This window comes from Bradyrhizobium sp. ISRA436 (genome assembly GCF_029910015.1).
Taxonomy (GTDB): Bacteria; Pseudomonadota; Alphaproteobacteria; order Rhizobiales; family Xanthobacteraceae; genus Bradyrhizobium.
This window is the reverse complement of sequence record NZ_CP094519.1, coordinates 6,959,148-6,985,095: the sequence shown is the minus strand read 5'-3', so window position 1 is coordinate 6,985,095 and position 25,948 is coordinate 6,959,148. Positions and strand designations below refer to the sequence as shown.

Sequence of the window (25,948 nt, the reverse complement as noted above, 5' to 3'; positions counted from 1 at the left end):
GGTGCGATCGGCACCCGGCTTTCCCTGCGCCCTCTGCGAATTGAGAGGGCGGAACGAGATGCAAAGCTCGGACGGGTTCACGTCGCGAGATCGCGGACGCATATCCTTTCTGCTGTTTGAAAATTGAGTATGGAACCGATTCCATCGCGTCCTGACGGCGCACGTCAACACGTGCGCCCGTCGTACGGACGTACTAATCAGCGGAAATATGAAAATCGCGCCGTATACGACCAAAGGCTTGGGTACTAACAAAGGCTTGGGCGTGCGACGCTAGGCTGGAGGCGACCGGCTAGTCTTGCACCCTCGGCGCTGCGACTCCGATATCGAGGCCGAGTTGCCGCGCACGGTCTTGGCGTTCCTCGGTCAACAGCCTCAGTTCACGTTCGAGCGACCGCGCAACCTCCTCCTGCGATGACTTGGAAGCGGCGCGCCGGGCGCCCTTGGCGTCTTCAGGGTGAGCGGTCACAGGGGAACCCTTGTCATCGTACTGTCAAACCGGCTCTTCGCACGACTTGAGTCAGCCCGACAATCAAAAAGAATTTAGGATCAAAGTCTTGGAAAATTCCATGCGCCGCTGACTTGAAATTAGGCAGAAGATTCTTTGTTGGGCACGCCGCCTGGATCAGGTTTGCTCCATTTGCAGCCAATACGGAAGGGATGCCGCCCATCAGACCTATGTCCCATTGCTGCGAAATCATTTCTGCATTCCGATGAAGCTGTCCTGAAACGGACACGCTCTTGCGCTAGGTGATTCGCAGACGGGCCGACGTGCGGAGAGGCCCGATTGTCCTGAGGGGTGATGTTACTGATGAAGCCGCCAAAAGCCATGCCGTATATGTGGGCGGCCGCCTTGCTCGCAGTCGCGATCTGGGGCGCGGTCGGATCGCCGCAGATGGCACACACCTTGGCCAGGCAGCATTACGCCGGCACCCGCTAGCCGATCCGGTATCGGCGCAAGGTCGACGCCTCGCGCGAGGGCAATGCGCCGGGTTCGATCAGTTTGCGCTAAAGCCGCGGTCGCAGCGAGCGCTGCATGTCCATCGTGTAGGTGTAGCGCCCTTCCGGGTGCGTGGTGATGGTGACCTCGAACAGTTCCTCGCGCAGCCCATAATAGCGGCGCACCACCGTCAGCGCAGGCGAGCCGGTCTTGACGCCGAGGGCCTTGGCGATCAGCGTCGGCATGCCGCGCACGAAGATCTCCATCTGCGCGTGCTCGGTGACCTGGCCGTAGCTCTTGGCGATCTGCTCGTGCACCGGCGTGCGGCCGTGGTCGCTGCGCTTCACGACGTCGGCGAACTTGCGCAGCACGTAGATCTCGGTCCAGCCGAGCGGCGCGGCGAACTGGTCGGAGCGGCGGACCGCCTCGATCAGGAACCAGCTCTTGCCGGGCTCGCATTTCAACAGCGCGGCGAGCTTGCGGTCGGCGACGATATCGCCGCTGCGCACCACGTCGCGATAGGTCTCGTTGGAATAGCGCAGCCACTCGCCGAGCGACTTGACGCTGTGGGTGAACAGCACCGGCGGCTCGTCCGCGATCACCACCGAGCCGAGGCCGGCGCGGCGCACGATCAGGCCCTGGTCGATCAGGATGCGCAGCGCCTCGCGCACGGTCTGGCGGCTTGCCTTGTAGCTCGCCATCAACTCGGTCTCGGTCGGGAGCAGATTGCCGACCGCGTAGGTGCCGAGCCGGATGTCCTTCTGCAGCTCGGTGGCGATGTCGCGGTAACGGGACGATCTCGCGCGGGGCGGTTTGTCAGCCATGGCGGATCGTCGCCGGTGTCTCGCCCGACCTCCACAGCACCATCGTCACCTCGTCGAGCACCTCGGCCGATCCCTTCGTCCCGAACACGTGAACCAGCCAATAGAACGGCGTCGCGCGCACCGTCGCAAGTGTGGCGCTGACGCCATTCACAAATTCGATCGCGGGAGGGGCGGTGTCGAGCGCCGGCGGCCCGGCCTCGCGCGCGTTGAGGCGGGCGCGCGGGGCCGAGCAGGCACATGCAGGCCGGCGCCGGTCAGCCCGCCGCTTGGCGATTCCTCGGGCGAGAGCGGTCCCGGCCGCGACCGAAACCAGCACGATCGCGGCGAAGGTATTCGGATTCGGCGCGGTGCGTGCGGAGGGTTAGGGCATCCGCACCGGGCATGATAGGGACGTGACCGAGCTGCGATCGACAACAGGATACGCCCATGCCCGCCTTCCCGACCTCGACCACCGTTCTCGATTCCGTGCTGTTCCGCGATGCCTTCGGCACGCGTGAGATGCGCGAGGTGTTTTCGGATCTGCGGCTGATCTCTCGTTATGCCGAGGTCGAGGTCGCATTGGCAAAGGCCGAAGCGCGCTGCGGCGTGATCCCGGCGGAGGCGGCTGACGAGATCGCGAAACGCACCGATGTCGCCGCACTCGATTTCGACCTGTTGCGACGGGAAACCGACATTGTCGGCTACCCGATCCTGCCGCTGGTGCACCAGATGGCAAAGCAATGCGGCGATGCCGGCCGTTACGTCCATTGGGGCGCGACCACGCAGGACATCATGGATACCGCCCTGGTGCTGCAGCTGCGCGACGGGCTCAAGGTCATCGAGGACGACATCGCCGCGCTGCGCGGCATCCTCGCCGGTCTGTCGAAGCGCTATCGCGACACGCCGATGGCGGGCCGCACCCATCTGCAACAGGCGCTGCCGGTGACCTTCGGCTACAAGACCGCGATCTGGCTGGCGGCGTTCGATCGCCATGCCGAACGGCTGGCGCAACTCAAGCCGCGCGTCCTGGTCGGCCAGTTCGCCGGCGCCGCCGGCACGCTGGCCTCGCTCGGCGACAAGGGATTCGACGTGCAGCAGGCGCTGTGCGAGGAGCTCGGCCTCGGCGTCCCGGTCTCGACCTGGCATGTCGCGCGCGACGGCCTGGCGGAGGTGGTGAACTTCCTCGCGCTGGCCACGGGATCGCTCGGCAAGATCGCGCTCGATATCATGATCATGGCCTCGACCGAGTTCGCCGAAGTCTATGAGCCCTTCGTGAAGGGGCGCGGCGCCTCCTCGACCATGCCGCAAAAGCGCAATCCGATCTCGTCCGAGTTGATGTTGGCTGCCGCGAAGGCCGTACGCCAGCATGCCGGCCTGATGCTGGACGCGATGGTGCAGGATTTCGAGCGCGCCACGGGTCCGTGGCACGCCGAATGGATGGCGATCCCCGAGAGCTTCGTGCTGACCGCGGGCGCGCTGCATCAGGCGAAGTTCGCGCTTGGCGGCCTGATCGTCGACGAGACAAGGATGGCCGACAATCTCGACATCAGCCGCGGGCTGATCGTTGCCGAAGCCGTGATGATGGGGCTGGCGCCCGCGATCGGCCGGCAGGAGGCGCATGACGTCGTTTACGACGCCTGCCGCGCCGCCAATGACAAGGGGCTATCGCTGGCCGACGCGCTGGCGGCGGATCCGCGCGTGGCGAGCCGTATCGATCGGGCGACGATCGACCGCCTCACCGCGCCGAAGAACTATCTCGGGCTCGCGCCTGAGATGGTCGACCGGGTGCTGGCTTCAGTAAAGCGGTAGATTTCGGCGCATTCGCTCGCTGTCGCGTGATTGGCGGCAAGCGCAGGAACCTTGCGGATGCGGATCGAATTGGACTACGAATCTGTAAAATCCTCAACCGACAGCGCCGGACGTTTCATGACTGCACATCAACGCAACCTTTCCGCCTCGATCGATCCCGTGAAGCTTGATCGGCTCGCCGAAGTCGCGGTGAAGGTCGGCCTGCAGCTGCAGCCGGGACAGGATCTCCTGCTGACGGCACCGGCGGTGGCGATGCCGCTGGTGCGACGGCTCGCCGAGCACGCCTACAAGGCCGGCGCCGGCCTGGTGACGCCGTTCTTCTCGGACGAGGAGCTCACGCTCGCCCGTTACCGCTACGCCAATGACGCGAGCTTCGATCGGGCCGCGAACTGGCTCTACGAGGGTATGGCCAAGGCCTTTGGCGCCAACACCGCGCGGCTGGCGATCGTCGGCGACAATCCGATGCTGCTGTCGGGCGAAGACCCGACCAAGGTCGCGCGCGCCAGCAAGGCCAATTCGGTGGCCTATCAGCCGGCGCTGGAGAAGATCGTCAATTTCGACACCAACTGGAACATCATCGCCTATCCCAGCGTATCCTGGGCGAAGCAGGTGTTCCCCGATGATGCCGAGGACGTCGCGGTCGCCAAGCTCGCTGACGCGATTTTCTCAGCATCGCGGGTCGATCAGGACGGCGCCGTCGCCGCCTGGGAGAAGCACAATGCCAAGCTGCGCGAGCGCACCGAATGGCTGAACGGCCAACGCTTCCACGCGCTGAAATATTCCGGCCCCGGAATGGATCTGACGATCGGGCTGGCCGACGGCCATGAATGGGAAGGCGGCGCCTCGACGGCCAAGAACGGCATCGTCTGCAACGCCAACATCCCGACTGAGGAGGTCTTCACCACGCCACATTGCCGGCGCGTCAGCGGCCGTGTCGTCAGCTCCAAGCCGCTGTCCTACCAGGGCACGCTGATCGACAACATTGCCGTGAAGTTCGAGGACGGCCGCATCGTCGAGGCCAAGGCCTCGCGCGGCGAGGAGGTGTTGAAGAAGGTGCTCGACACCGACGAGGGCGCGCGCCGGCTCGGCGAGGTGGCGCTGGTGCCGCATTCCTCGCCGATCTCCAAGAGCGGGCTGTTGTTCTTCAACACGCTGTTCGACGAGAACGCCGCCTCGCACATCGCGCTCGGCCAGTGCTACTCGAAATGCTTCGTCAACGGCGACAAGCTGACGCCGCAACAGATCGCCGAGCAGGGCGGCAACAAGAGCCTGATCCACATCGACTGGATGATCGGCTCGGCTCACACCGACATCGATGGCATCCACGCCGACGGCCGCAGCGTGCCGGTGTTCCGGAAAGGTGAGTGGGCGTAAGACGCCGCCAGAGCATGATCCGGAAAAGTGTGAAGCGGTTTTCCGAAAAGATCATGCTCAAACAGGAGGCTAAAGCGCGATGACGATTCAACCCAATCTCATCGCGCTTTAGTGGAACCGGCGGTCGCGTGAGGCGATCAGCTCGCCTCTCGTGGCGCTGAAGCGGCAGGTTTCGTACTGCGGCCGGAAGCCGAGGCGGCGATAGATCTTTAGCGCCGCGGCATTCTGGCTCGAGACATTCAGCCAGCAGGGATGCTCGACCGAGACCTCGTGAGCGGTCAGCACATGATAGACCAGGACCTGGCCGAGCCCGCGGCCCTGGCGCGCCGGGTCGACGGCCACCGACTCGATCCACATCGAGTTCTGTTCAGATTCGGTCAGGCAAAAACCCGACATCTGTCCGTCTTCAGATGCCACCCAGACTTCGCTCTCGGTCAGCACCTGCGCCATCTCCTCCGGCGAGTACAGGCGGAACGCGGCGTCCGAGGCGTAGGCGGCATTGTGGATGCGCGCGACTTCGGCGGCGCAGGCTGTCACGTCGCCGGCTCGTTCGATGGCGGCGCGCGCGGCTGCAAGCGTGCGGGCCGGCTGCAGCGGTTCCACGCACTTCATCCCGATCTCGGACCCGACATGAACGAAATCGAACGCGGACACGAACGCCATTCCCGCCGGCCAATCGCGGCTCACCAGCGTCTGCACCGTGAGATCCGCGCCAGCATCGATCGCGAGCACGTCGTTGAACAGGGCGAAACCGATCCGGCGGCGCCGCATTTCAGGCGCCACGACGATCTTGAGGAACCGGGAATGCTGCGCGCCCTGATCGCGCAGGGAGGATTCGGCGAGGCCGATGAGCTGGCCGTTCCGCTCGGCTATACGAAAGTCGCGTCCGCCGCGATTCTGCGGCAGCTTGAGGAATTGGTCCCATTGCGGCAGCGTGACCGGGCCCAGCCGCGGTTCCACCGCCGCGGCCTTGCTGTAGAGTGCTACCACCGCTTCCGCATCAGCTTCTCGGAGCGGCCGGATGGTGATGCCGTCATCCATGAGTCATGAGTTTACCCGATCTCGAGGCGATAGACATCCCTTGCCGTCTTCGAGAACAACGCGGTCTTCTCGACTTCGCTATATTGTGAAGCCAGTCGTTTGAACGCGTTGAAGATCACCTGATAGCTGCATTGACCCTTATCAGGTGGGAAGTTGCTTTCGAACATGCAACGGCTTGGACCAAAGGCCTCAATGCAGGCTTCTATGTAAGGCCGCCAAGCGGCCGCAAGTTCCTTCGATGATGGCGGCTTCGGACGGAGGTGGAAGTCGTAGCCGAGCAGGCACATCGCCAGCCCGCCGAGCTTGACGACGACGTTTGGACACTTGGCGAGCTCCTGGATCGACGCCTTCCAGACCGGGAAGGTCTCGCTGCGCTTGCCGGCGAAGCGGCCGATACCGACCGGGCCGCCGCAATGGTCGAGCACGATCCGGGTGTCGGGAAAGGCGCGGGCGAGGTCGGCTAGCTCGCCGATCTGCGGATGGAACAGCCAGGCATCGAAGCTGAGGCCGAGCGGCGCCAGGCAGGCAAAGCCCCTCCGGAAGGTGGTATCCAGCAACAGGCCCTTCGGGCGGTTCGCGTACATGTGGGCGACGTTGGGGTCCTCGTCCCAGGCCGAGGAGTGGCGGATGCCGCGAAACCGGCCATTGCCGGCGGCGATTTCCGCCTCCAGCACGGCCTTGGCCTGGTCGCCGATCAAAAGGTTAACGTGGCTAACGATCCCGGCGCAGATCGCGGCTTTGCCGTAGCCGCCGCTTGCCGACATCGCGGCAACGCCGTTTGCGAACTCGACCTCCCCGACGGGACGGAACGTTTCCGGGCCATCGGCGCGGTACATCGAGCGGCAATCGACATAGACGGTTGCGACGATGTTGTGGCCGGAGGCGATGTCGTCACACATCTCCTCGATCAGATAGCGCAATCCGCCGCGATCCCAGAGATGGTGATGCGGATCGACAATCGGCCGGCCCGGATCGATGATCTCCTCGGTATATTGTGCGAGCCACTCTTCGCGTGGATTGGCATAGAGCCCGCTCGCGGAGGCGGGCAGAGTGCTGGCCATGGATGATGCTCCCCGTTCTTGCTCTTGTCGGCCGCCGATACGATGTCGGCTTTGGGAAGGATAACGAGGCGAGCGAGCAGGTCAAACGAGTGCGGGCTGCATTCTCTCGCGCATCACCATCCATGCCACGCCCATGAAGTGAACGAGACTGCCTGCAACTATCGACAACAACAGACCGCGCATCGCCGCCGGCCGCGGCATAGCACGCGCCCAGCACCGCGACCCCGATGGTGGCGCCGCTGATGCGGGCGACATTGATGAGTGCAGCGGCGGTGCCGGCGCGCGGGGGTGACGTGGCCGGCGGCCGTTGCCGAGAGCGGTCTTGCCGCGAGGCCGAGCCCAAGGCCGCTCCGGCCCTGGTCGCCGGCCTGCGCCGGGTAGTCCCGAGCGAGCATGCTAGAGCACACTCCAGGTCAAGCGCGAAAATGGTGGCGCACGAAATCGTGTCAGGGACAGTCTGCTTCAGACCCCGTCGAGGATGATCACGGTCGGCGTGGCCGGCAGCGTATCTCGCGAAATCCTCAAAGTGCGCTCGCCGCCGCGCCGGTCGATCTCGAACTGCTTGCCGATCAAGTGCATGAATTCGTCGAGCGGGGTCGCGAAGCGGTGCATCGGCAACACCACGGAGGCGCGCAGCCGCCTAGTGATCTCGGAGATGCCGTCGAGCGACATCGTATACGTGCCGTCGATCGGCACCATCACGATGTCGAGCCGGCCGATCGCGGCAAACTGGCTGTCGTCGAGCTTGACGTGGAGGTGGCCGAGATGGCCAATGCAGAGGCCTGCAACCTCGAAGATGAAGATCGAGTTGCCGTCCTTGATCATCTCGCCGCCGGGACCTTCGCCCCAGTAGCGGCGGATGTCGGTGGTGACGTTGCGGATGTAGACGTCGCCGATCCGTTCCGCGTAGTGCGCGGCCTGGCCGTTCTCGCCCCAGCCATGCAGCACGTGGGGAATCCGGGGGTCGGGGAACAGCGTGTAATGTGTCGAATGCGCCCGGTTCATGGTGACGATGTCGGGCAACCGTCCGGTCTGATAGGCGCCGCTATAGTCGGTCGCGATGCGAATGCCGCCGGGCGTGTCGATGTAATAGGTGGAATGGCCGGCATAGGTGATCGCGACCTCGTCGGCCTTTGCCGCCGTGCGCCGGAGGCTGACCGGCGTCGCCCGCGGCGGCGCATTCGCCATCGCCAGGCATTCGCTGCGCTGGGCCTCCTGGGCTTCGGCGCGAGCGACGAAGGCTCCGAACAGCATGAGCACCGCGAGCAGTCTCAGCATGGCGTGTTCCGTCTGTGACGACGTCCCAGGCACAACAGTATCGCCGAATTGATCTTCCGTCATGATGATGACGGCGCATCGCTCCTTGGCGCGCGCTGCAACACGATTCCTGCGATTAATCCGGCCGGAAGCTACCATGCCGTTGATGCCGTCAAGCTTCTGGAGCCCGCTGTGATCGACGAGAGCTGGATAGCGCGCGTCACGCGCGTTTCGGGCTGATCTTCCAGGCGATGGCGAGCGTCATCAGCGTCAGAACTCCGCTGACGATCGCGGCCGCCGGAATCGTCAACGCCAGCGCCGCGGTCGCGGCCCAGCCGATCGAGCAGAACGCTTCCGCGAAGGTCGCGACGCGCGAGGAGGTCTGGCGCCGGCGGAACTGGCTGCGCTTGGCTTGCGCGCGGAACCAGAGCTGGACCGCTGCGGCTGATCCGGTGGCCACAATGACCGCAATAGTGGTCACCGCGGCCTGCCGTGGCGAAACAAATGCAAGAGCTCCGACCAGCGGCGCGAAGATACTGGCGATCGCGATCAGCACCACTTCGATCTTGGCGCGGACCACGCGCGACGGCGGCAGCGGCGCCGTCGCCACCAGATCGGCGGCGTCCTCGCCTGAGATCGTCAGCCAGGCCAACCCGCCGGCGAGCTGGCCCGCGGCCATCACCACGACCGGCGTTATCAGAACGATCGCAGTCGATGAATCGGAGAAGCTCCGCCACAGCATCAGCGCCGGCGGCACCAGGTAGAGCATCTGCATCAGGCTCTGCGAGAGGAGCCACGGGTCGCGGCGCAGCAGCAGGAATTCCTTCCGGCGCAGCGCCTGCTGCCGCGAGCCGACCCGGAATGACCGATCGCGCCTGCGCGTGGCCGCCGCGGGATTGGCCGCCACGCTGGTGACGGTATCGGCAAACCGCGGCGCGAACACTGCCATGACGACGCCGAGCATGATTAGCGCGCCGGCGACCAGCAGCATCATCACTTCAAGGTCGCCTAGCGCAGCGCGTGCCGGCCACCAGACGAGGCTGTTCAGGCCGGGGGCAATGCGCGCCGCGGTGTCCGAGGTCAGCACGGCAAAGCGCGACAGCGTGCCGTAGGACAGGATCGCCACGATCTGCAGCGCGATCACGAAGCCCGCACCGATGATGGCGGACACGATCTGCGCCATCAGTCGCGTCCGGCTCGGCCCGATCAGGCGGAACAGCAGCACCGCGATGGCGATCGCGGCCGCCGCCGCCGTCAGGCCGATTGCGACGACGACGCCGAAGCCCGCAAGCCAATGCGCGCCGCCGAGGATGACCAGCACGTCCACGAACGGCGCCGACAGCAGCAGCGCCATGCCGGTCACCGACATCCCGATCGCAGCGATACGGACGGAGAAGATATTGGTGAGCTTCGCCGGCGACGACATGATCAGGTCGAGGTCGGCGCGGGCATAGAACACGCGCGTCACCGATTCGATCGCCTGCGACAGCATCAGCGCCCAGGACAGGAAGATCGTCGCGGTCAGCACGATCAGCGACGAGGGATCGAGCGGAAACTGCAGGTCGGCAAAGCGGCCGACCACCGCATAGGCCGGCAGGTGCAGGATCGCGGCGACGATCAGGAGCCCGATCACCGCGCGGTTACGCCGGCGCCGGCCGCCGGTCATCATCGCCAGCCATTCGCGCCAGGCGAGGCGGAATTCGTGGCGCACGAACCAGGAAAGGTGAGCGGCCGAGCTCACGCGGCCGCCGCTTCGGTATCGACCAGCGCGATGAACATGTCTTCCAGGCTGGTGTCGTTGCGTCCGTTCTGCTGGCGCAATTCCGCGAGCGTGCCTTCGGCGATCAATTTGCCGGCTGCGATCACGCCGATCCGGTCGGCCATGCGCTCGGCGACCTCGAGAATGTGGGTCGTCATGATCACGGTGCAGCCGGTGCGCACGCGCTCCTGCAGCAGGCCCTTCACATGGCGCGCCGACAGCGCATCGAGGCCGGTGAGCGGCTCGTCGAGAATGATCAGGCGGGGATCGTGCACCAGCGCGCCGGCGAGCGCTACCTTCTGGCGCATGCCCTTGGAGAATCCCTCGCAGCGTTCGTGCAGATGCGGCTCGAGCCCGAGCGACACCAGGAGATCGCGCGCCGACGTCTCGGACTGCCTGGGATCGACGCCCCACAGGCCGGCGACGAATTCGAGGTACTCCAGCGGGGTCAGCTTGTCGTAGATCATCGGCTCGTCCGACACCCAGGCCATCACCTGCTTGGCGGCGACCGGATCTGAGAGCGCATCGATGCCGAGCACCGACACCGAGCCGGAGTCGGGCCGCAGCAGGCCCGCGACCATGCGCAGGGTCGTGGTCTTGCCGGCGCCGTTCGGCCCGAGCAGCGCGTAGAACTCGCCGACACGCACGGTGAGATCGAGCGCATCGACCGCCGGGCGGTCAAAACGCTTCCTTAACCCTCGCACCTCGAGTGCGGATAGTCCTGCGGTCATGATGTGTGGCGATCCCGGAGTTCGCTCTTCGGTTGCGCACCTTGGGCAAAAACTGTTTCGGCGCGGTGAATCGTCTCAGGCAAATCGAACGCGTTATGAACAAAACTCCGCGCCGCGGCATATCTCGGCAATTGTGATAATACCCGACGATCCGGGCTTTGTTGACAGGGATCGGGGCTTTTGGCTCAATTGGGTGGGACATAGGCGGCTTTCAGCGCTCCCGACACAGGGCGCGAAGGCGGGATGCACAAAGGCGATCGTCACGAATCGCCAGTGCATCGGGGAGGGAACGATGCTGGACTTTGTTCAGCAGCTCGTCAGCGGCATCGCGCTTGGCTGCGTTTACGGCCTGATCGCGCTTGGCTTCGTGCTGGTCTACAAGGCAACCGAGGTCGTCAATTTCGCGCAAGGCGATTTGATGATGCTGGGCGGCTTCTTCGCCTTCACCTTCATCGGCATGCTCGGGCTGAACTACTGGGTCGGCTTTGCCGGCGCGGTGATCTGCATGGCGCTGTTCGGCATGCTGGCCGAGCGGCTGGTGGTGCGGCCGATCCTCGGCTACCCGCAATTCTCCATCATCATGGCGACGATCGGGCTCGGCTATTTCCTGCGCTCGGTCGCCGGCATGATCTGGGGCACCGACGACTTCAAGATCGACACGCCGTTCAGCCAGGGCGTGTTGCGGATCGGCAGCCTGGTGCTCGCCTATGACAAGCTCTCGGTGATCGCGGCGACCGTCATCCTGTGCGCGCTGCTCTATCTGTTCTTCAACCGCACCACGCTCGGCACCGCGATGCGCGCGAGTTCCGAGAACATGCTGGCTGCCTATTATATGGGCATTCCGGTCAAGCGCGTGGTGTCGATCGTCTGGGCGATCTCGGCGGCGGTCGCGACCTGCGCTGGCGTGCTGCTGGCGCCGATCACCTTCATCCATTCCAATGTCGGTCTGGTGCTGGGGTTGAAGGCGTTTCCGGCCGCGGTGCTCGGCGGCTTCGGTTCGATCCCCGGCGCCGTGGTCGGCGGCGTCCTGATCGGCGTGATCGAGAGCATGGCCGGCTTCTACCTGCCGCAGGGGTGGAAGGACGTCGCGCCCTACATCGTGCTGCTGGCAGTGCTGCTGCTCAAGCCGGAGGGCTTGTTCGGCGTCCACGCCCGCAAGAAGGTCTGAGGAGCTACGCATGCGCTTTCTCTTCAAGACCGATTACGACGACGACATCAGACTGCTTCCGCATTCGGGTTATGTCTATTCCTACGGCCTGTTGCTGGCCGCGCTGCTGATCGCGCCTTACGTCCTCTCCAGTTATCTGATGAGTCAGCTCGTCTTCGTCTGCATCTATGCGACCGTCGGCGTCGGGCTCATGATCCTGACCGGCTTCACCGGGCAGGCCTCGCTCGGCCACGCCGCCTTCCTCGCCATCGGCGCCTACACCGCGGCCTATCTGCAGCAATTCAACGTGCCGTTCCCCGTCTACTTCCTCGCGGCGGGGCTGTTGACCGGCGTGGTCGGCGCGCTGGTCGGGTTTCCGGCACTGCGGCTGCAGGGCATCTACCTCGTGATCGCGACGATCTCCTTTGCCTTCATCGTCGAGGAGATTATGGCGCGCTGGGAAAGCGTGACCAATGGCAATGAGGGCATGCGGGTCAAGACCATCCAGTTGCTCGGCACCACGGTGTCGCGCGACGGCCCGACCTTCTATTATCTCTGTCTTGCGGTGCTGGTGCTGACCATCGTCGGCACGCTCAACCTGTTGCGTTCCCCGACCGGGCGCGCCTTCGTCGCGATCCGCGACAGCGAGACGGCCGCGCGCAGCATGGGCATCAACGTCTCGCTCTACAAGGTGAAGTCGTTCGCGATCTCGGCCGCCATCACCGGCTTTGCCGGCGTGCTGTTCGCGCACAAGCTCTCCTTCATCTCGCCGGAGATGTTCACGCTGCAGCTCTCGATCGAGTTCATCATCGTGATCCTGATCGGCGGCATCTTCAGCCTGCACGGCGCGGTGCTGGGCGCGATCTTCCTCGTCATGATCGATCCGTTCCTGACCTATCTAAAGGACGACATGCCCGGTGTGATCGCCGGCGCTGCGGCGACGCTGGGCGCAGGACCGGAGCGCGCAGGCCATATCCAGGATGCCGTCTCCGCCATTGCTTCCGCCAACGGGCTGAAGGGTGCGATTTACGGCATCATCATCGTGGTGTTCGTGCTGTTCGAGCCGCTCGGGCTCTACGGCCGCTGGCTGAAGATCAAATTGTTCTTCCAGCTCTTCCCGCTCTACAAGCGTGCGACGTTCAAGCGGCAGAAGATCTACGTGAAATCGGAGCGGAACCGATGAGCTATTTCCGCGCCGAGAACCTGTCCCTGCATTTTGGCGGCCTGAAAGCTGTCGACGCCGTCAGCTTCGCAGTTGAGAGAGGCGAGATCCTCTCGATCATCGGGCCAAACGGAGCCGGGAAAAGCTCGATCTTCAACCTGATCTCGCGGATCTATCCGCCGACCTCGGGCAGGATCTTCTTCGAGGATCAGGACATCACGCAGCAGCCGGCCTACGATATCGCCGGGCTCGGCATCGCGCGGACCTTCCAGAACATCGAGCTGTTCGAAAACGCGACTGTGCTGAGCAATCTCCTGGTCGGTCGCCATCGCCATTCAACCACCCGGCTCTGGCAGGAGCTGTTGTTCCTGCCGAGCGTGCGCGCCAACGAGAAGATGCATCGCCACCGGGTCGAACAGGTCATCGAATTCCTCGATCTGGAGCCCTACCGCGACAAGCTGATCTCGGGCCTGCCCTATGGCGTGCGCAAGGTGATCGAGCTGGCGCGAGCGCTGTGCTCCGAGCCGAAGCTGATCCTGCTCGACGAGCCGTCATCGGGTCTCAATGTCGAGGAGACCGACGACATGTCGTTCTGGATCCGCGACATGAAGAGTGAGCTCGGCATCACCGTGCTGATGGTCGAGCACGACATGACGCTGGTCAACCGCGTCTCCGACCGCGTGATCGCGCTGAACTACGGCCGCGTGCTGGCGATGGGGTCACCATCGGAGGTGCAGCATCATCCCGACGTCGTCGCGGCCTATCTCGGTGCATGAGGATGATGCCATGAGCACGCCCGACATCATCCTGAAGCTCAGCAACATCGAAAGCTATTACGGACCGATCATGGCGATCCGCGGCATCAGCCTCGAGGTGCCGCGCGGCCGGATCGTGACGTTGCTCGGCGCCAATGGCGCCGGCAAGACCACGGTCCTGAAGACCATCTCCGGTATCCTCGATCCGCAGAAGGGCACGATCGAGTTCTTGGGCAAGCCGATCCAGCGCATGGAAGCCGACAAGATCGTGCGGCTCGGCTTGAGCCATGTGCCCGAGGGACGGGAGGTGTTTCCGTTCCTGTCGGTGCGCGAGAACCTCATGATGGGCGCCTATCCGCGCCACGATCGCGACGGCGTGGCTGATGACCTCGATCGCGTCTACGGCTATTTTCCGCGGCTGAAGGAGCGGCTTGACCAGCCGGCAGGGCAGCTTTCCGGCGGCGAGCAGCAGATGCTCGCGATCGGACGCGCGCTGATGAACCGCCCGACGCTGCTGCTGCTCGACGAGCCGTCGTTGGGCTTGTCGCCGATCCTGGTGAAGGAGATCTTCACCATCATCCGCCGCGTGAACGAGGAGCAGGGCATGTCGATCCTGCTGGTCGAGCAGAATGCCAAGATCGCGCTGGAGACGGCGCATTACGGCTATGTGCTGGAGATCGGCCGCGCCGTCATGAACGACAGCTGCGAGCGGCTGATGAATTCACCCGACATCCAGGAGTTCTATCTCGGCGCCAAGGAGGCCGGCGCGCGGGGCGAGCGGCGCTGGAAAAAGAAGAAGACGTGGCGTTGAGCAAGACTTGGCGTTGAGCGGTACTTGGAGCTAGATTTCAGGCTCGTTTCGCGAACAAGACCGGCGATGATCCGGCGCGCGGGGCAGGCGGCAGAGGAGGGAACGCGCATGGCCGGACCGGCGGTGCTGACGGTCGCCGACACGATCGCGAAGAGTTTTCTGCTCGCGGTGGAGACGCGTGGCGACAGGCCTGCGATCCGCGAGAAGAAGTTCGGCATCTGGCAGCCGACCAGCTGGCGCGAATGGCTGCAGATCTCCAAGGACATCGCCTACGGCCTGCATGCGACAGGCTTCCGCCCCGGCGACGTCGCCTCGATCATCGCCAACGCGGTGCCGGAATGGGTTTATGCCGACATGGGTATCCTCTGCGCCGGCGGTGTCTCGTCCGGCATCTACCCGACCGACTCGCCGACGCAGGTCGAGTATCTGATCAACGATTCCCGTACGAGAATTGTGTTCGTCGAGGATGAGGAGCAACTCGACAAGGTGCTGGCCTGCCGCGCGCGCTGTCCGACGCTGGAGAAGATTGTCGTCTTCGACATGGAGGGATTAAGCGGCTTCTCCGATCCGATGGTGCTGTCGCTCGCCGAATTCATGGCGCTCGGCCGCAACCATTCGCAGGGCAACGACGCCTTGTGGGAGGAAATGACCGGCAGCCGCACCGCCTCCGATCTCGCGATCCTCGTCTACACCTCGGGCACGACCGGCCCGCCCAAGGGCGCGATGCATTCCAACCGCAGCGTGACGCACCAGATGCGCCACGCCAACGACCTGTTTCCATCCACAGACAGCGAGGAGCGGCTGGTGTTCCTGCCACTCTGCCATGTCGCCGAGCGGGTCGGCGGCTACTACATCTCGGTTGCACTCGGCTCCGTCATGAACTTTGCCGAGAGTCCGGAGACGGTGCCCGACAATCTGCGCGAGGTGCAGCCGACCGCGTTCCTGGCGGTGCCCCGGATCTGGGAGAAGTTCTATTCGGGTATCACCATCGCGCTGAAGGATGCGACCCCGTTCCAGAACTGGATGTATGCCCGCGCGCTTGCGATCGGCAATCGCATGGCCGAGTGCCGCCTTAAGGGCGCGACGCCGCCATTGTCGCTCAGGCTCTTGAGCCGCGCAGCCTACTGGCTGGTGTTCCGCAACATCCGCCGCATGCTCGGGCTCGACCGCTGCCGGATCGCCTTCACCGGCGCGGCGCCGATCTCCCCGGACCTGATCCGCTGGTATCTCGCGCTCGGCATCGACATGCGCGAGGTCTACGGCCAGACCGAGAATTGCGGCGTCGCCACCATGATGCCGGCGGACCGTATCAAGCTCGGCTCGGTCGGCAAGGCGGCGCCATGGGGCGAGGTGATGATCTGCCCGAAGGGAGAGATCCTGATCAGGGGCGACTTTCTGTTCACGGGCTATCTCAACCAGCCGGAAAAGACCGCGGAGACGATCGACGCCAAGGGCTGGCTGCACACCGGCGACGTCGGCTCGATCGACAATGAAGGCTATGTGAAGATCACCGACCGGATGAAGGACATCATCATCACCTCGGGCGGCAAGAACATCACGCCGTCGGAGATCGAGAACCAGCTCAAATTCTCGCCTTACGTCTCGGACGCGGTCGTGATCGGCGACAAGCGGCCCTATCTGACCTGCCTGATCATGATCGACCAGGAGAATGTCGAGAAATACGCCCAGGATCACGATATCCCCTTCACCAACTACGCGAGCCTGTGCCGCGCGCGCGAAATCCAGGATCTGATCCAGCGCGAGGTGGAGACGGTGAACGCCAGTTTCGCGCGCGTCGAGACCATCAAGAAGTTCTACCTGATCGAACGCCAGCTCACGCCGGAAGACGAGGAGCTGACGCCGACCATGAAGCTGAAGCGAAGTTTCGTAAACAAGCGCTACGCGGCCGAGATCGATGCGATGTATGGCGAGCGCGCGGTGGCTTAGAGCATGATCCAGAAAAGTGTGAGGCGGTTTTCCGAAAAGATCATGCTCAAACAAGGCGCGACCAGGCAAATGGCGAAGGCGTGAGTAAGGCCCAGCCCTTCGCTCAACACGGGCCATCGAAGGAGGAGACTGCAATGTCGAAATCGCTGAAAGCGCTGGGCCTTGCGGTGAGCGCCCTGGCGCTGACCTGTCTGCCGGCGGCGGCCCAAACCAAGGTCACCAACGAGGGCATCTCGCCGACCGAGATCGTGATCGGGACGCATCAGGACCTCTCGGGCCCGATCAAGGTTTGGGGCGTTCCGGTGTCCAACGGCATGAAGATGGCGGTGGAGGAGATCAATGCGAGCGGCGGCATCAACGGCCGCAAGCTCAAGATGATCCTGGAAGACAACGGCTATGATCCGAAGAAGGCCGTGCTGGCCTCGCAGAAAATGGTCGAACGCGACAAGATCTTCGCCATGATCGGCGCGATGGGTTCGCCGACCGTGCTCGCCGCACAGGATATCCTGTTCGACGCCGGCGTGCTGCAACTGTTCCCGCTCACCGCGGCTGAGTTCACCTTCAAGTTTGATCCGAACAAGCCGCAGGAGCGGCTCAAGTTCAACAATTTGCTGCCCTATGTGGAGAGCACGCGCGCCGCGCTCAAATACATGATGGAGTGGAAGAACTTCAAGAAGCCCTGCATCATGCATCAGGACGACGAGTACGGCAAAAACGTGCTCGACGGCTTCAACCAGCAGCTCGCAGCGATGAAGGTGCAGCCGGCCTCGATCACGAGCTACAAGCGCGGCGCCTCCGACTTCTCGGCGCAGGTCGCCAAGATGAAGTCCGACGGCTGCGATCTCGTCGTGCTCGGCACCGTGATCCGCGAGACCATCGGCGCGATGAGCGAGGCCAGGAAGCTCGGCTGGGATGTGACCTTCCTCGGCGCCACGCCCACCAACGTGCTCGAAGTGCCGACGCTCGGCAAGGAGGCGGTGGAAGGGCTCTATGCGGCCTCAGGCTTCGAAATCCCCTATGAAGACACCGCCAAGGGCAAGGTGAAGGATTGGCTCGTCAACTACAAGAAGATGTTCGGCACCGAGGCCAACACGCAGGCGATCATCGGCTACAACGCGGTGATGACCTTCGCGTTCTACGCGCAGAAGGCGGGCAAGGACCTGACCGGCCAGAAGATGCTCGATTCGCTTGAGTCAGGTGACAAGTTCCTCGACATCTTCAACTCGCCGCCGACCAAGTTCTCCAAGACCGATCACCTCGCCAACACCATCACCCAGGTGCAGCAGGTGAAGAACGGTCGCTGGGTCCTGGTGAAGGACAATCTGATGTTCTGAGCCGTCGCTCAGGACTCAAACCATACCGTGATCGCGAGCGAAGCAATCCATCTCCCAAGCAGGAGAACTGGATTGCTTCCGCTTTCGCGTGCGTGAGCGACCTGATCAGTTCACGTGTGCCGGCCGCACCGCGGCTTCAACGACGGGCGGCGCGTCGATATACTTGCTGACGCCGTGCTGGTCGATCACGAAGGTGGGCCGGAAATTCCTGACGTCGGAATCCTCGATCATCGCCATCCGGCGGTTGTCGAGCGTGAGCCAGCGGCCGTCGAGCCGCGCCGCGACGACGGCATGGTCCTCGCCGCCGAGCAGGTCATGCATGATGACGATCCGCAAATCATCAGGGGCGACGCCGGCCTCTCGCAGCGCCACGAATTTCGCGATGGCATAGTCCTCGCAGTCGCCGGCGCCCTTGGCGAAGGTGGCGAGCGGCGAGGTCCAGACGTCGATCTCGCCGTACAGCGCAAGATCGCTGCCCGGGCGGATCGCAAGATTGACGGCGCGGTTGATCGTGCCAAGCCGGGCACGGCCGTCACGCGCCCGTCCGGCATCGATGATCGCCAGGAAACGCAGCGCCTCCGGCGACCCGCAGCCCTCGCGATCGCCGTCGCAGTGCGCAAGCTGAACAAGTTCATCGGCAAGCTGGCGCTGCACCCCGAGCCATTTGCTGTGCAGCCCGCCATCGGCGAGCAGGGCGGTCGGAAACCCGAACGGCTCGGTTGATTTCCTGATCAGCTCCGCCGGACCGGGCGTCAACAGCGACGCGGCGTTCAGCTCGGCAGCCGGCGTGAGCCAGACCAGGCTGCAGACAAGCATGACGCCGCGCAGTGCGCGCGACTGAAGCGAGTCCGTCATGGGACACCCCCGTCCGGGCATCGGTGGGGTGATTGTACACCCTGGCGTGACCGGATCGTTTCATACGTCAGGGTGGGACACGATGTTTTGAATCTGCTTAAAGGCCCGTCGAATCGGGCCCGGATGCGCAAAAGACGCTGAAGGGCGCCTCGTCAGCGTCCCGAAAACTTTATCGGTTTTGTGAACGCGTCCGGCGAACCTTTCACCGTCTGCCGGCGCCTTATCCTTGCTTTCTGGTTTAATCCGCCAGGGCTGTACGGAATTGTGCGATTTGTAAGCCAATTCACAGCCTTAGCCGGGAACTTGGACTCAAATCCGGTCGGGAATTTGAGGGAAAATAGAGGAAAGTAGAAAAATGGTAGTCAATACCACGAATACGTGGACCAATACCTACACAGCTCAAAACTTACCTCAGATTACCCGGAATCAAGCTCAAACCAGACGAGACTCGGCAGTAAGAGCCGCGGTCAACCTGTTCGAAACGCGCGACGGGATGGCCTTTGCGTAAGCACAGGCCGGTTTCGCCGGGTTCCATCAGATGATATGCAAGCATAGTCGTTTGCATATTCCATAAATATTTCCCCCTTACGTGCGGTGATCCGCGGTGAACTTTGTCGATAAATTTGACGGCTTCTTGCCGAGCCTGGACGCTCACGCCCGTGGGCAGGTCCATGTCGACAGCGTTTCGGGAAATGCGCTGCCCGGCGCGATCATCGTTGACGACGCCCAACTGCTCTTCACCGGCGATTTCAAACGTTCCGGCCTCGATCTGGTCCTGTCGAAGGATGATCGCGAGCTGGTCCTGCACGACTACTTCAGGGGTGAAAAACGCGCGCCCCTGGCCTCGCCCGACGGCGCGCATCTGACCGGCGACATCGTCAACGCGCTCACCGGTTACACGCAATTTGCCCAGGCCGGCGGCGCTGTCGAGCCGCCGAAAGTCATTGGTCACGTCAGCAAGCTTGTCGGCAGCGCTACCGTTGTTCGCAACGGCGTCGCGGTTGTGCTGAACCAGGGCGACAATGTCTATAAGGGCGACGTGGTCCAGTCCGGCGCCGGTTCGACGCTTGGCATCACCTTCATCGACGGCACCGTGTTCGGTCTCGGGCCGAACGCGAAAATGGTGCTGAACGAAATGATCTACGACCCGAACGGGTCGAACAATTCATCGCTGCTGAGCCTGGTCCAGGGCACGATCTCGTTCGTCGCCGGCGCGACCGCCAAGCATGGCGACATGAAGGTCGATACGCCGGTCGCGACCATGGGCATTCGCGGCACGGCGGTGCTGGTCGAAATCGACTTCGACGTGCAGGGAACAGGCGGCGTGCCGCCGGCCAAATTCCAGGTGCTGGTCGAGCCGGACGGCACCACCGGCTCCTACATCCTGTTCGACAAGACCACGCTCAATCCGATCGCGACCGTCGATCGGGCCGGTACGCAAACCATCGTCAATGGCGCGGGCAGCGTCAGCTTCCTGTCGTCGGCGCAACTGTCGACCGATGCGCAGAAGCTCATCTCCGACGTCTTCGCGCTGAAGTTCACCGACAATACCAACCCCAACACCAAGCTCACATCGAACTTCACCGACTCGATCGTCCCGACCACGACAGGCTTCAAGCTCGTTGGTGGCGATATCGTCGCGCCAACGATCTTCCTGCTGACCTTTGTCAACGGCCCGGCGCAGAATGTCGCGACCAAGGGCCACGACCACGTCGCCGGGGCGCCCGAGACCGTGACGTTCAATGCCGCGTTTACCGAGCAGCCCGGGCTGACCCAAAGCGCGTCCCCTGACACGGTTTCGAGCGTGATCAGATGGGTTGACGTCAACCTCGGCGATATACCGAGTGCAACGGCGAGCTTTACGTCGTTCACCTACCAGGACGCCCAGCACAACGACCTCACCGCTTCGCTGACGGCCCAGCAGCTCGCGGCCATCAAGGCGGTCGAGATCCCGCTGCTCGTTGAGCAAAACCCTCGCAACACCAACATCGGTTCCGCGACCTGGACTTACAGCCTGCCGGATAGCGCCTTCGATTTCCTGGGGGCCGGCGAGACGCTGACGCTGACCTACACGGCGCGCGTCGACAACAATTACGCGCTTCTCAACGAGACCGCGTTCAAGACCTTCACCATCACGATCACCGGCACCAACGATGCGCCGATCGTGACGTCGTTGGCGCAGGCGGCCACGATCACCGAGTTGCCGTGGACGACGCATTCCGCCGTGCCGGATACGGCGCGTGGGACGGTCACCTTCACCGATCCGGACCTAACCGACACCCATACTGTCACCATCACTGGCGTCACCGAGTCAGGCGTTACCACCGGCCTCGCCGACCAGGCGACCGTGCTGAGCTGGTTGTCGCTCGGGGCGCTCACCGATTCGACCGATGGCGTGACGGGATCGCGCTCCTGGACGTTCTCGGCCGCCGACAAGGATTTCGACTACCTCGCCGCCGGCGAGACGCTCACGCTCACCTACACGGTTCAGATCGACGACCACAATGGCGGTGTGGTCACGCTGCCCGTCACGATCACGATCGTCGGCACTGACGACAAGCCGGTGATCACGTCGCCGACGCAGGCCGCTGCGATCGCTGAAGCCCCGGGGGTAACCGGCTCGCTGAAGCCCGACACCGCGTCCGGCACGGTGACCTTCGCCGACGTTGATCTCAGCGACAGCCATAGCGTGACTGTCGCTGATGTGACCGAGTCCGGTGTCACCACCGGTCTTGCCGACCGGGCGACCGTGCTGAGTTGGCTGTCGCTGGGAGCACTCACCGATTCGACCAATGGCGTGACGGGATCGCGCTCGTGGACGTTCTCGGCTGCCGACAAGAATTTCGACTATCTGGCCGTCGGCGAGACGCTGATGTTCGTCTACAGCATCCAGGTCGATGACCATCACGGCGGAGTCGTCACTCAGCCCGTCACGATTACGGTCACCGGCACCAACGACGTGCCCGTCGTCACATCCGCCCCGCAGACGGCTGCGATCACCGAGATGCCGGATACGACCGATTCGTTGAATCCGGGTACGGCCTCGGGCGCGGTGACCTTCACCGATGTCGACCTCAGCGATACCCACACCGTGAGCATCACCGGCGTGACCAAGTCCGGCGTCACCACCGGCCTGGCCGACCAGGAATCGGTGCTGAACTGGTTGTCGCTGGGCACGCTGGGCGATTCGACCAACGGTGTGACCGGATCGAGTTCCTGGACGTTCTCCGCGGCCGACAAGAATTTCGACTATCTCGCCGCCGGCGAGACGCTGACGCTCACTTACACGGTCCAGATCGACGACCATCACGGCGGGGTGGTCACCCAGCCGGTGACGATCACGGTCACCGGCACCAACGACGCACCTGTCGTCACGTCGGCCCCGCAGACCGTAGCCATCACCGAGGTGCCGGACACGACCGGCTCGTCCGCACCGGACACTGCTAAAGGCACGATCACCTTTACCGATCCCGATCTCAGCGACACGCACAAAGTGTCCATCGCTGGCGTGACCGAGACCGGGGCGACTTCGGGCCTGCCCGACCAGAGCGTCGTGATGAGCTGGTTGTCCCTGGGCACGCTAGCGGATTCGACCAACGGTGTGACCGGATCGAGCGCGTGGACGTTCTCCGCAGCCGACAGCAATTTCGACAATCTCGCCGCCGGCGAGACGCTGACGCTCGCCTACACGATCCAGGTCGAGGACGCTCACGGCGTGGTCGATCAGCCGGCCACCATCACCATCACCGGCACCAACGACGCGCCGACGCTCGCCGACCTTGGCACGGTCCTCGCTCCCGCCGCCGACGGCAGCTTCGGCGCGATGGCAGGAACGCTCCATGGGTACGATGTCGATCACGGAGAGACCGCAACGCTGACCTATGGTGCGCTCGATGCATCGCATCAGGCGACGAACACGGCGATCAAGGGCCTTTACGGCTCCCTGACGGTGAACGCCAACGGCACCTACACCTATGTTCCCGATGCGACCGCAATCAAGGCGCTCCCCGCAGGCGCATACACCGACACGTTCGGCATCGAGACCTCCGATGTTCACGGCGCCACGGGTACGGCCACGCTGACGATCGATATCCTCGGCACCGGTGCCGTTCCGGTGCTCAATGTCGACAACCTCACCGTGACGCACGATGCCGTCAATGGCACGGACACGATTTCAGGCCTGACCGTCGCGGATGCGGGCGCCAGCGCCAACGAGACCTTCACCCTGACCGCCGCGACGGCCAACCGGGGCAGCAGCACCGTTACTCCGCCGTCCGATACAGGGCATCTGACCGACATCAATGCGACGCTGGCGTCCGGCCTCACCTATCACGAGGGTGGCGAAGCGCCGACGGACATGGTCACGATCTCCGTGGCCGACAGCCATGGCGCGAGCGATACGGTCAATCTGATCTTCGACGTCCAGCAGAATTCGACCGAACCGGTGACATTGACGGGTACCACCGCCAGGGATGTGCTGTTCGGCATGCCGGGTCATCAGGACCAGTTCGTGTTCGCGCCGAATTTCAATCACGACACGATCATGAATTTCACGCCCGGCCAGGACCATATCGACCTGTCCGCAGTCGTATCGACCGCCGACGCGATCACCTGGTTCAACCAGCACGTTGCAGTCTCGCCGACGAATTCGGCCGATACGCTGATCACGGTCGATGCCACCGACACGATTACGCTGCACGGGGTCACCAAGGCGAGCCTGTCGCAGAACGACTTCATCCTTCATATCGCCTGACCGGCGTGCGGCGCCTGGGGGCGGCGTCGATCGTAAGCTGCCCGCCTTGTGTGCGTCGTGCCCGATTGGAACAAGCTCCCGTGCATGATATCCAGATCGCATGAAACGGCTAAGGGCGATACAGAGATCGTTCGCGCGACGCTTCGGCTATGCGCGGCTGGCGTGCGTGGTGCTGCTGATCGGCATCGCCGCGCTGCGCATCGTGGATCCGGCGCCGGTCGAGGAATTGAGGGTCCGGGTCTTCGACTCGTTCCAGCGCATCGATCCCCGCAAGAAATCGATCCGTCCAGTCACCATTGTCGACATAGACGAGAAAAGCCTGGCCAAGCTCGGCCAGTGGCCATGGCCGCGAACGACCATCGCCGACATCATCATCAATCTGACCAGTCTCGGCGCAGCCGCGATCGGCTTCGACGTGGTTTTCTCGGAGCCGGACCGTCTCAACCCCGACAGGGTCGCGGGTCAGATGCGGTTCATCGACGAGGTCACCAGGAAGCGACTGCGGGAGTTGCCGACCAACGACCAAATCCTGTCCGATGCAATCCGCCGGTCGCGCGTGGTGCTGGGCGAGACGGGGCTCGCGCAAGTGAGGTCGGAGCTCGACGAAACCCTGCCGACGACGGCGTTTGCGACGCTCGGCGAGGAAGCCGAGCCTTTTCTGTACCAGTTTGCCGGCTTGCTGCGAAACGTGCCTGTGCTGGAGCGCGCCGCCGCCGGGCGCGGCCTGTTCACGATCAAGACCGAGCGGGACGGCATCGTCCGGCGGGTGCCGATGGTGATGCGGGCGCAGGGCATGCTGATGCCATCGCTCAGTCTCGAAATATTGCGGATCGTCTCCGGCACGCCGACGGTGCTGATCAAGACCGACAAGGCCGGCGTCAAGAGCATCAATCTGCGAGGGCTTGAGATCCCCACTGATCGCAACGGAGAGCTCTGGGTGCATTTCGCGCGTCAGGATCCGTCGATCTATGTGTCCGCATCCGATGTTCTCGACGGAAATGTGCCGGTCAACAAGATATCCGGCAAGCTGGTGCTGATCGGTACCTCGGCGGTCGGATTGAACGACATCAAGACGACGCCGGCGTCGGCGGCGATGCCGGGCGTGGAGATTCATGCCCAGCTCCTGGAGAGTGCGCTGACCGGGGCTGTGGTGCAGCAGCCGAGCTACGGCATTGCGCTCGAGTTCTTTGGTGCGATGATCGTGGGTCTTCTGGTCATCGCTTTTGCGCCGAAATTCGGACCGGTGACGCTGGTCGCGGTCGGCGGGTTGTTCGCGTCGGTGCTGGTGGGCACATCCTGGTATTTCTACAGCCAGCACCGGCTGCTGATCGATTTCACCTATCCGCTGATGTCGACCACGGCGATCTACCTCACGCTGATCTTCTCCGCCTTCGTGCGCGAGCAGCAGCAGCGCCGGCAGATCCGGACGCAATTCGTGCAGTACATGTCGCCCGCGCTGGTCGAGCAGCTCGCGCAGTCGCCGGAGAAGCTTGTGCTCGGCGGCGAGGAGCGCGAGATGACCATCATGTTCTCCGACATGCGCGGCTTCACCTCGATCTCGGAGACCTACAAGCGCGATCCGCAGGGCCTCACGGCGCTGATGAATCGCTTTCTCACGCCGCTCTCGAATGCGATTCTCGCCCGCAAAGGCACGATCGACAAATATATGGGCGACGCCATCATGGCGTTCTGGAACGCGCCGCTCGACGACAAGGAACACCAGATCAACGCCTGCGAAGCCGCGCTCGACATGCTGGAGAGGGTCGACGAGCTGAATCAGGCGCGCGAGCGGGAGGCGCGCGAAGGCGGTCACATCTACGTGCCTCTCAACATCGGCGTCGGCCTCAACACCGGTACCTGCGTGGTCGGCAACATGGGCTCCGACGTGCGGTTCGACTATTCGGTGTTCGGCGACAGCGTCAATCTGGCGTCGCGCCTGGAGGGGCAATCCAAGGAGTACGGCTTCCCGATCATCGTGGGATCGCAGACCGCGCTCGCGGTGAAGGACAAATTCGCGATCCTCGAGCTCGACTTCATCATGGTGAAGGGCAAGAAGGAGCCCGAGGTGATCTATGCGATCGCCGGCCGCGAGGAGGTGGCGAATTCCGGCCGTTTCCAGCGGTTGCGCAACCTGACCATCGAAATGCTCGCCTGCTACCGCGGCCGCGACTGGGACGGCGCGCTCGCCGCGATTGAGCGCGGGCGCAAGACCGACGAGGCGCAGGCGCTGCAACAGCTCTACAGCCTCTACGAGGCGCGCATCCGCACCTTCCAAAAGGCCCCGCCGCCTGACGACTGGAATGGCGCATTCGCGCTGCTGACGAAGTGACGGGTAAAAACTCGTCATGCGCGGGCGAGAGAAGCGGCCGAAGAGGCTCCATCATTGTGAGCCAATGGTCCGCGCGAACGCGC

21 protein-coding genes are annotated in these 25,948 nt (G+C 63.7%); 12 read left to right on the top strand and 9 right to left on the bottom strand.

Annotated features, from left to right (window positions below):
* Positions 1–479: 479 nt before the first annotated feature.
* Positions 480–698, bottom strand: a complete 219-nt coding sequence (locus MTX23_RS32485) for a hypothetical protein (protein ID WP_280974159.1) — start codon at positions 696–698, stop codon at positions 480–482.
* Between the two features lie 110 nt (positions 699–808).
* Here MTX23_RS32485 and MTX23_RS32480 point away from each other — a divergent pair, with 110 nt between their 5' ends.
* On the top strand, positions 809–937 hold the full coding sequence (locus MTX23_RS32480; RefSeq protein WP_280974158.1) for a hypothetical protein: 129 nt from the start codon (positions 809–811) through the stop codon (positions 935–937).
* Between the two features lie 68 nt (positions 938–1,005).
* Here MTX23_RS32480 and MTX23_RS32475 read toward each other — a convergent pair whose 3' ends face one another.
* Both MTX23_RS32475 and MTX23_RS32470 read right to left on the bottom strand, forming a co-directional pair.
* Positions 1,006–1,761 (bottom strand): GntR family transcriptional regulator, encoded by a 756-nt coding sequence (locus tag MTX23_RS32475; RefSeq protein WP_280974157.1) that lies wholly within the window; start codon positions 1,759–1,761, stop codon positions 1,006–1,008.
* A complete protein-coding gene (locus tag MTX23_RS32470; protein WP_280974156.1) occupies positions 1,754–2,077 on the bottom strand; it encodes a hypothetical protein in 324 nt (107 codons plus the stop codon). The genes MTX23_RS32475 and MTX23_RS32470 overlap by 8 nt, the downstream gene beginning before the upstream one ends.
* A 110-nt stretch (positions 2,078–2,187) precedes the next feature.
* Between MTX23_RS32470 and MTX23_RS32465 the strand changes: the two genes are divergently transcribed.
* The gene (locus MTX23_RS32465; RefSeq protein ID WP_280974155.1) at positions 2,188–3,549 is read left to right on the top strand and encodes an adenylosuccinate lyase family protein; all 1,362 of its coding nucleotides are present in this window, start codon (positions 2,188–2,190) and stop codon (positions 3,547–3,549) included.
* 117 nt (positions 3,550–3,666) lie between these two features.
* The gene (locus MTX23_RS32460; protein ID WP_280974154.1) at positions 3,667–4,923 is read left to right on the top strand and encodes an aminopeptidase; all 1,257 of its coding nucleotides are present in this window, start codon (positions 3,667–3,669) and stop codon (positions 4,921–4,923) included.
* 108 nt (positions 4,924–5,031) lie between these two features.
* Here the strand turns inward: MTX23_RS32460 and MTX23_RS32455 are convergent, their stop codons facing one another.
* The 3 genes from MTX23_RS32455 to MTX23_RS32445 all read right to left on the bottom strand — a co-directional run bounded on the left by MTX23_RS32455 (position 5,032) and on the right by MTX23_RS32445 (position 8,303).
* A complete protein-coding gene (locus MTX23_RS32455) occupies positions 5,032–5,964 on the bottom strand; it encodes a GNAT family N-acetyltransferase (protein WP_280974153.1) in 933 nt (310 codons plus the stop codon).
* Positions 5,965–5,975: 11 nt separating this feature from the next.
* Complete coding sequence (locus MTX23_RS32450; protein WP_280974152.1) at positions 5,976–7,025, bottom strand: amidohydrolase family protein; 1,050 nt, start codon at positions 7,023–7,025, stop codon at positions 5,976–5,978.
* Between the two features lie 462 nt (positions 7,026–7,487).
* Positions 7,488–8,303 carry an MBL fold metallo-hydrolase gene (locus MTX23_RS32445; RefSeq protein ID WP_280974151.1) on the bottom strand — a complete coding sequence of 272 codons (816 nt, stop codon included), beginning with the start codon at positions 8,301–8,303 and terminating at the stop codon, positions 7,488–7,490.
* Between the two features lie 48 nt (positions 8,304–8,351).
* Here MTX23_RS32445 and MTX23_RS32440 point away from each other — a divergent pair, with 48 nt between their 5' ends.
* Positions 8,352–8,522, top strand: a complete 171-nt coding sequence (locus MTX23_RS32440) for a hypothetical protein (protein ID WP_280974150.1) — start codon at positions 8,352–8,354, stop codon at positions 8,520–8,522.
* On the opposite strand, the gene MTX23_RS32435 is transcribed toward MTX23_RS32440, so the two are convergent.
* Both MTX23_RS32435 and MTX23_RS32430 read right to left on the bottom strand, forming a co-directional pair.
* On the bottom strand, positions 8,503–10,023 hold the full coding sequence (locus MTX23_RS32435) for a permease (RefSeq protein WP_280974149.1): 1,521 nt from the start codon (positions 10,021–10,023) through the stop codon (positions 8,503–8,505). The genes MTX23_RS32440 and MTX23_RS32435 overlap by 20 nt on opposite strands.
* Positions 10,020–10,772, bottom strand: a complete 753-nt coding sequence (locus tag MTX23_RS32430) for an ABC transporter ATP-binding protein (protein ID WP_280974148.1) — start codon at positions 10,770–10,772, stop codon at positions 10,020–10,022. The genes MTX23_RS32435 and MTX23_RS32430 overlap by 4 nt, the downstream gene beginning before the upstream one ends.
* A gap of 292 nt (positions 10,773–11,064) precedes the next feature.
* Here MTX23_RS32430 and MTX23_RS32425 point away from each other — a divergent pair, with 292 nt between their 5' ends.
* From MTX23_RS32425 to MTX23_RS32400, 6 genes are all read left to right on the top strand, one after another.
* Entirely contained in the window at positions 11,065–11,940 is an 876-nt protein-coding gene (locus MTX23_RS32425) for a branched-chain amino acid ABC transporter permease (RefSeq protein ID WP_280974147.1), read from the top strand.
* A 10-nt stretch (positions 11,941–11,950) separates the two neighbouring features.
* A complete protein-coding gene (locus tag MTX23_RS32420) occupies positions 11,951–13,102 on the top strand; it encodes a branched-chain amino acid ABC transporter permease (protein WP_280974146.1) in 1,152 nt (383 codons plus the stop codon).
* The gene (locus MTX23_RS32415; RefSeq protein WP_280974145.1) at positions 13,099–13,857 is read left to right on the top strand and encodes an ABC transporter ATP-binding protein; all 759 of its coding nucleotides are present in this window, start codon (positions 13,099–13,101) and stop codon (positions 13,855–13,857) included. Before MTX23_RS32420 ends, MTX23_RS32415 begins: the two co-directional genes overlap by 4 nt.
* Before the next feature lie 10 nt (positions 13,858–13,867).
* The gene (locus tag MTX23_RS32410) at positions 13,868–14,647 is read left to right on the top strand and encodes an ABC transporter ATP-binding protein (RefSeq protein ID WP_280974144.1); all 780 of its coding nucleotides are present in this window, start codon (positions 13,868–13,870) and stop codon (positions 14,645–14,647) included.
* Positions 14,648–14,755: 108 nt separating this feature from the next.
* On the top strand, positions 14,756–16,594 hold the full coding sequence (locus tag MTX23_RS32405) for an AMP-dependent synthetase/ligase (protein ID WP_280974143.1): 1,839 nt from the start codon (positions 14,756–14,758) through the stop codon (positions 16,592–16,594).
* Positions 16,595–16,728: 134 nt separating this feature from the next.
* Positions 16,729–17,928: an ABC transporter substrate-binding protein gene (locus MTX23_RS32400; RefSeq protein ID WP_280974142.1), complete on the top strand. Its 1,200-nt coding sequence runs from the start codon at positions 16,729–16,731 to the stop codon at positions 17,926–17,928.
* Between the two features lie 105 nt (positions 17,929–18,033).
* On the opposite strand, the gene MTX23_RS32395 is transcribed toward MTX23_RS32400, so the two are convergent.
* Positions 18,034–18,783 carry a transglutaminase-like cysteine peptidase gene (locus MTX23_RS32395; RefSeq protein ID WP_280974141.1) on the bottom strand — a complete coding sequence of 250 codons (750 nt, stop codon included), beginning with the start codon at positions 18,781–18,783 and terminating at the stop codon, positions 18,034–18,036.
* 604 nt (positions 18,784–19,387) lie between these two features.
* Here MTX23_RS32395 and MTX23_RS32390 point away from each other — a divergent pair.
* Complete coding sequence (locus MTX23_RS32390) at positions 19,388–23,536, top strand: VCBS domain-containing protein (RefSeq protein ID WP_280974140.1); 4,149 nt, start codon at positions 19,388–19,390, stop codon at positions 23,534–23,536.
* Positions 23,537–23,636: 100 nt separating this feature from the next.
* A complete protein-coding gene (locus tag MTX23_RS32385; protein WP_280974139.1) occupies positions 23,637–25,865 on the top strand; it encodes an adenylate/guanylate cyclase domain-containing protein in 2,229 nt (742 codons plus the stop codon).
* The last annotated feature ends 83 nt before the right edge of the window (positions 25,866–25,948 follow it).

Bases quoted from the DNA above. Each gene is read 5' to 3' on its own strand.
- MTX23_RS32430 (WP_280974148.1), bottom strand. From the start codon at position 10,772: ATGACCGCAGGACTATCCGCACTCGAGGTGCGAGGGTTAAGGAAGCGT.
- MTX23_RS32465 (WP_280974155.1), top strand. From the start codon at position 2,188: ATGCCCGCCTTCCCGACCTCGACCACCGTTCTCGATTCCGTGCTGTTC.
- MTX23_RS32455 (WP_280974153.1), bottom strand. From the start codon at position 5,964: ATGGATGACGGCATCACCATCCGGCCGCTCCGAGAAGCTGATGCGGAA.
- MTX23_RS32445 (WP_280974151.1), bottom strand. From the start codon at position 8,303: ATGCTGAGACTGCTCGCGGTGCTCATGCTGTTCGGAGCCTTCGTCGCT.
- MTX23_RS32410 (WP_280974144.1), top strand. From the start codon at position 13,868: ATGAGCACGCCCGACATCATCCTGAAGCTCAGCAACATCGAAAGCTAT.
- MTX23_RS32415 (WP_280974145.1), top strand. From the start codon at position 13,099: ATGAGCTATTTCCGCGCCGAGAACCTGTCCCTGCATTTTGGCGGCCTG.
- MTX23_RS32400 (WP_280974142.1), top strand. From the start codon at position 16,729: ATGTCGAAATCGCTGAAAGCGCTGGGCCTTGCGGTGAGCGCCCTGGCG.
- MTX23_RS32460 (WP_280974154.1), top strand. From the start codon at position 3,667: ATGACTGCACATCAACGCAACCTTTCCGCCTCGATCGATCCCGTGAAG.
- MTX23_RS32385 (WP_280974139.1), top strand. From the start codon at position 23,637: ATGAAACGGCTAAGGGCGATACAGAGATCGTTCGCGCGACGCTTCGGC.
- MTX23_RS32425 (WP_280974147.1), top strand. From the start codon at position 11,065: ATGCTGGACTTTGTTCAGCAGCTCGTCAGCGGCATCGCGCTTGGCTGC.
- MTX23_RS32480 (WP_280974158.1), top strand. From the start codon at position 809: ATGAAGCCGCCAAAAGCCATGCCGTATATGTGGGCGGCCGCCTTGCTC.
- MTX23_RS32485 (WP_280974159.1), bottom strand. From the start codon at position 698: ATGATTTCGCAGCAATGGGACATAGGTCTGATGGGCGGCATCCCTTCC.
- MTX23_RS32405 (WP_280974143.1), top strand. From the start codon at position 14,756: ATGGCCGGACCGGCGGTGCTGACGGTCGCCGACACGATCGCGAAGAGT.
- MTX23_RS32450 (WP_280974152.1), bottom strand. From the start codon at position 7,025: ATGGCCAGCACTCTGCCCGCCTCCGCGAGCGGGCTCTATGCCAATCCA.
- MTX23_RS32475 (WP_280974157.1), bottom strand. From the start codon at position 1,761: ATGGCTGACAAACCGCCCCGCGCGAGATCGTCCCGTTACCGCGACATC.
- MTX23_RS32420 (WP_280974146.1), top strand. From the start codon at position 11,951: ATGCGCTTTCTCTTCAAGACCGATTACGACGACGACATCAGACTGCTT.
- MTX23_RS32395 (WP_280974141.1), bottom strand. From the start codon at position 18,783: ATGACGGACTCGCTTCAGTCGCGCGCACTGCGCGGCGTCATGCTTGTC.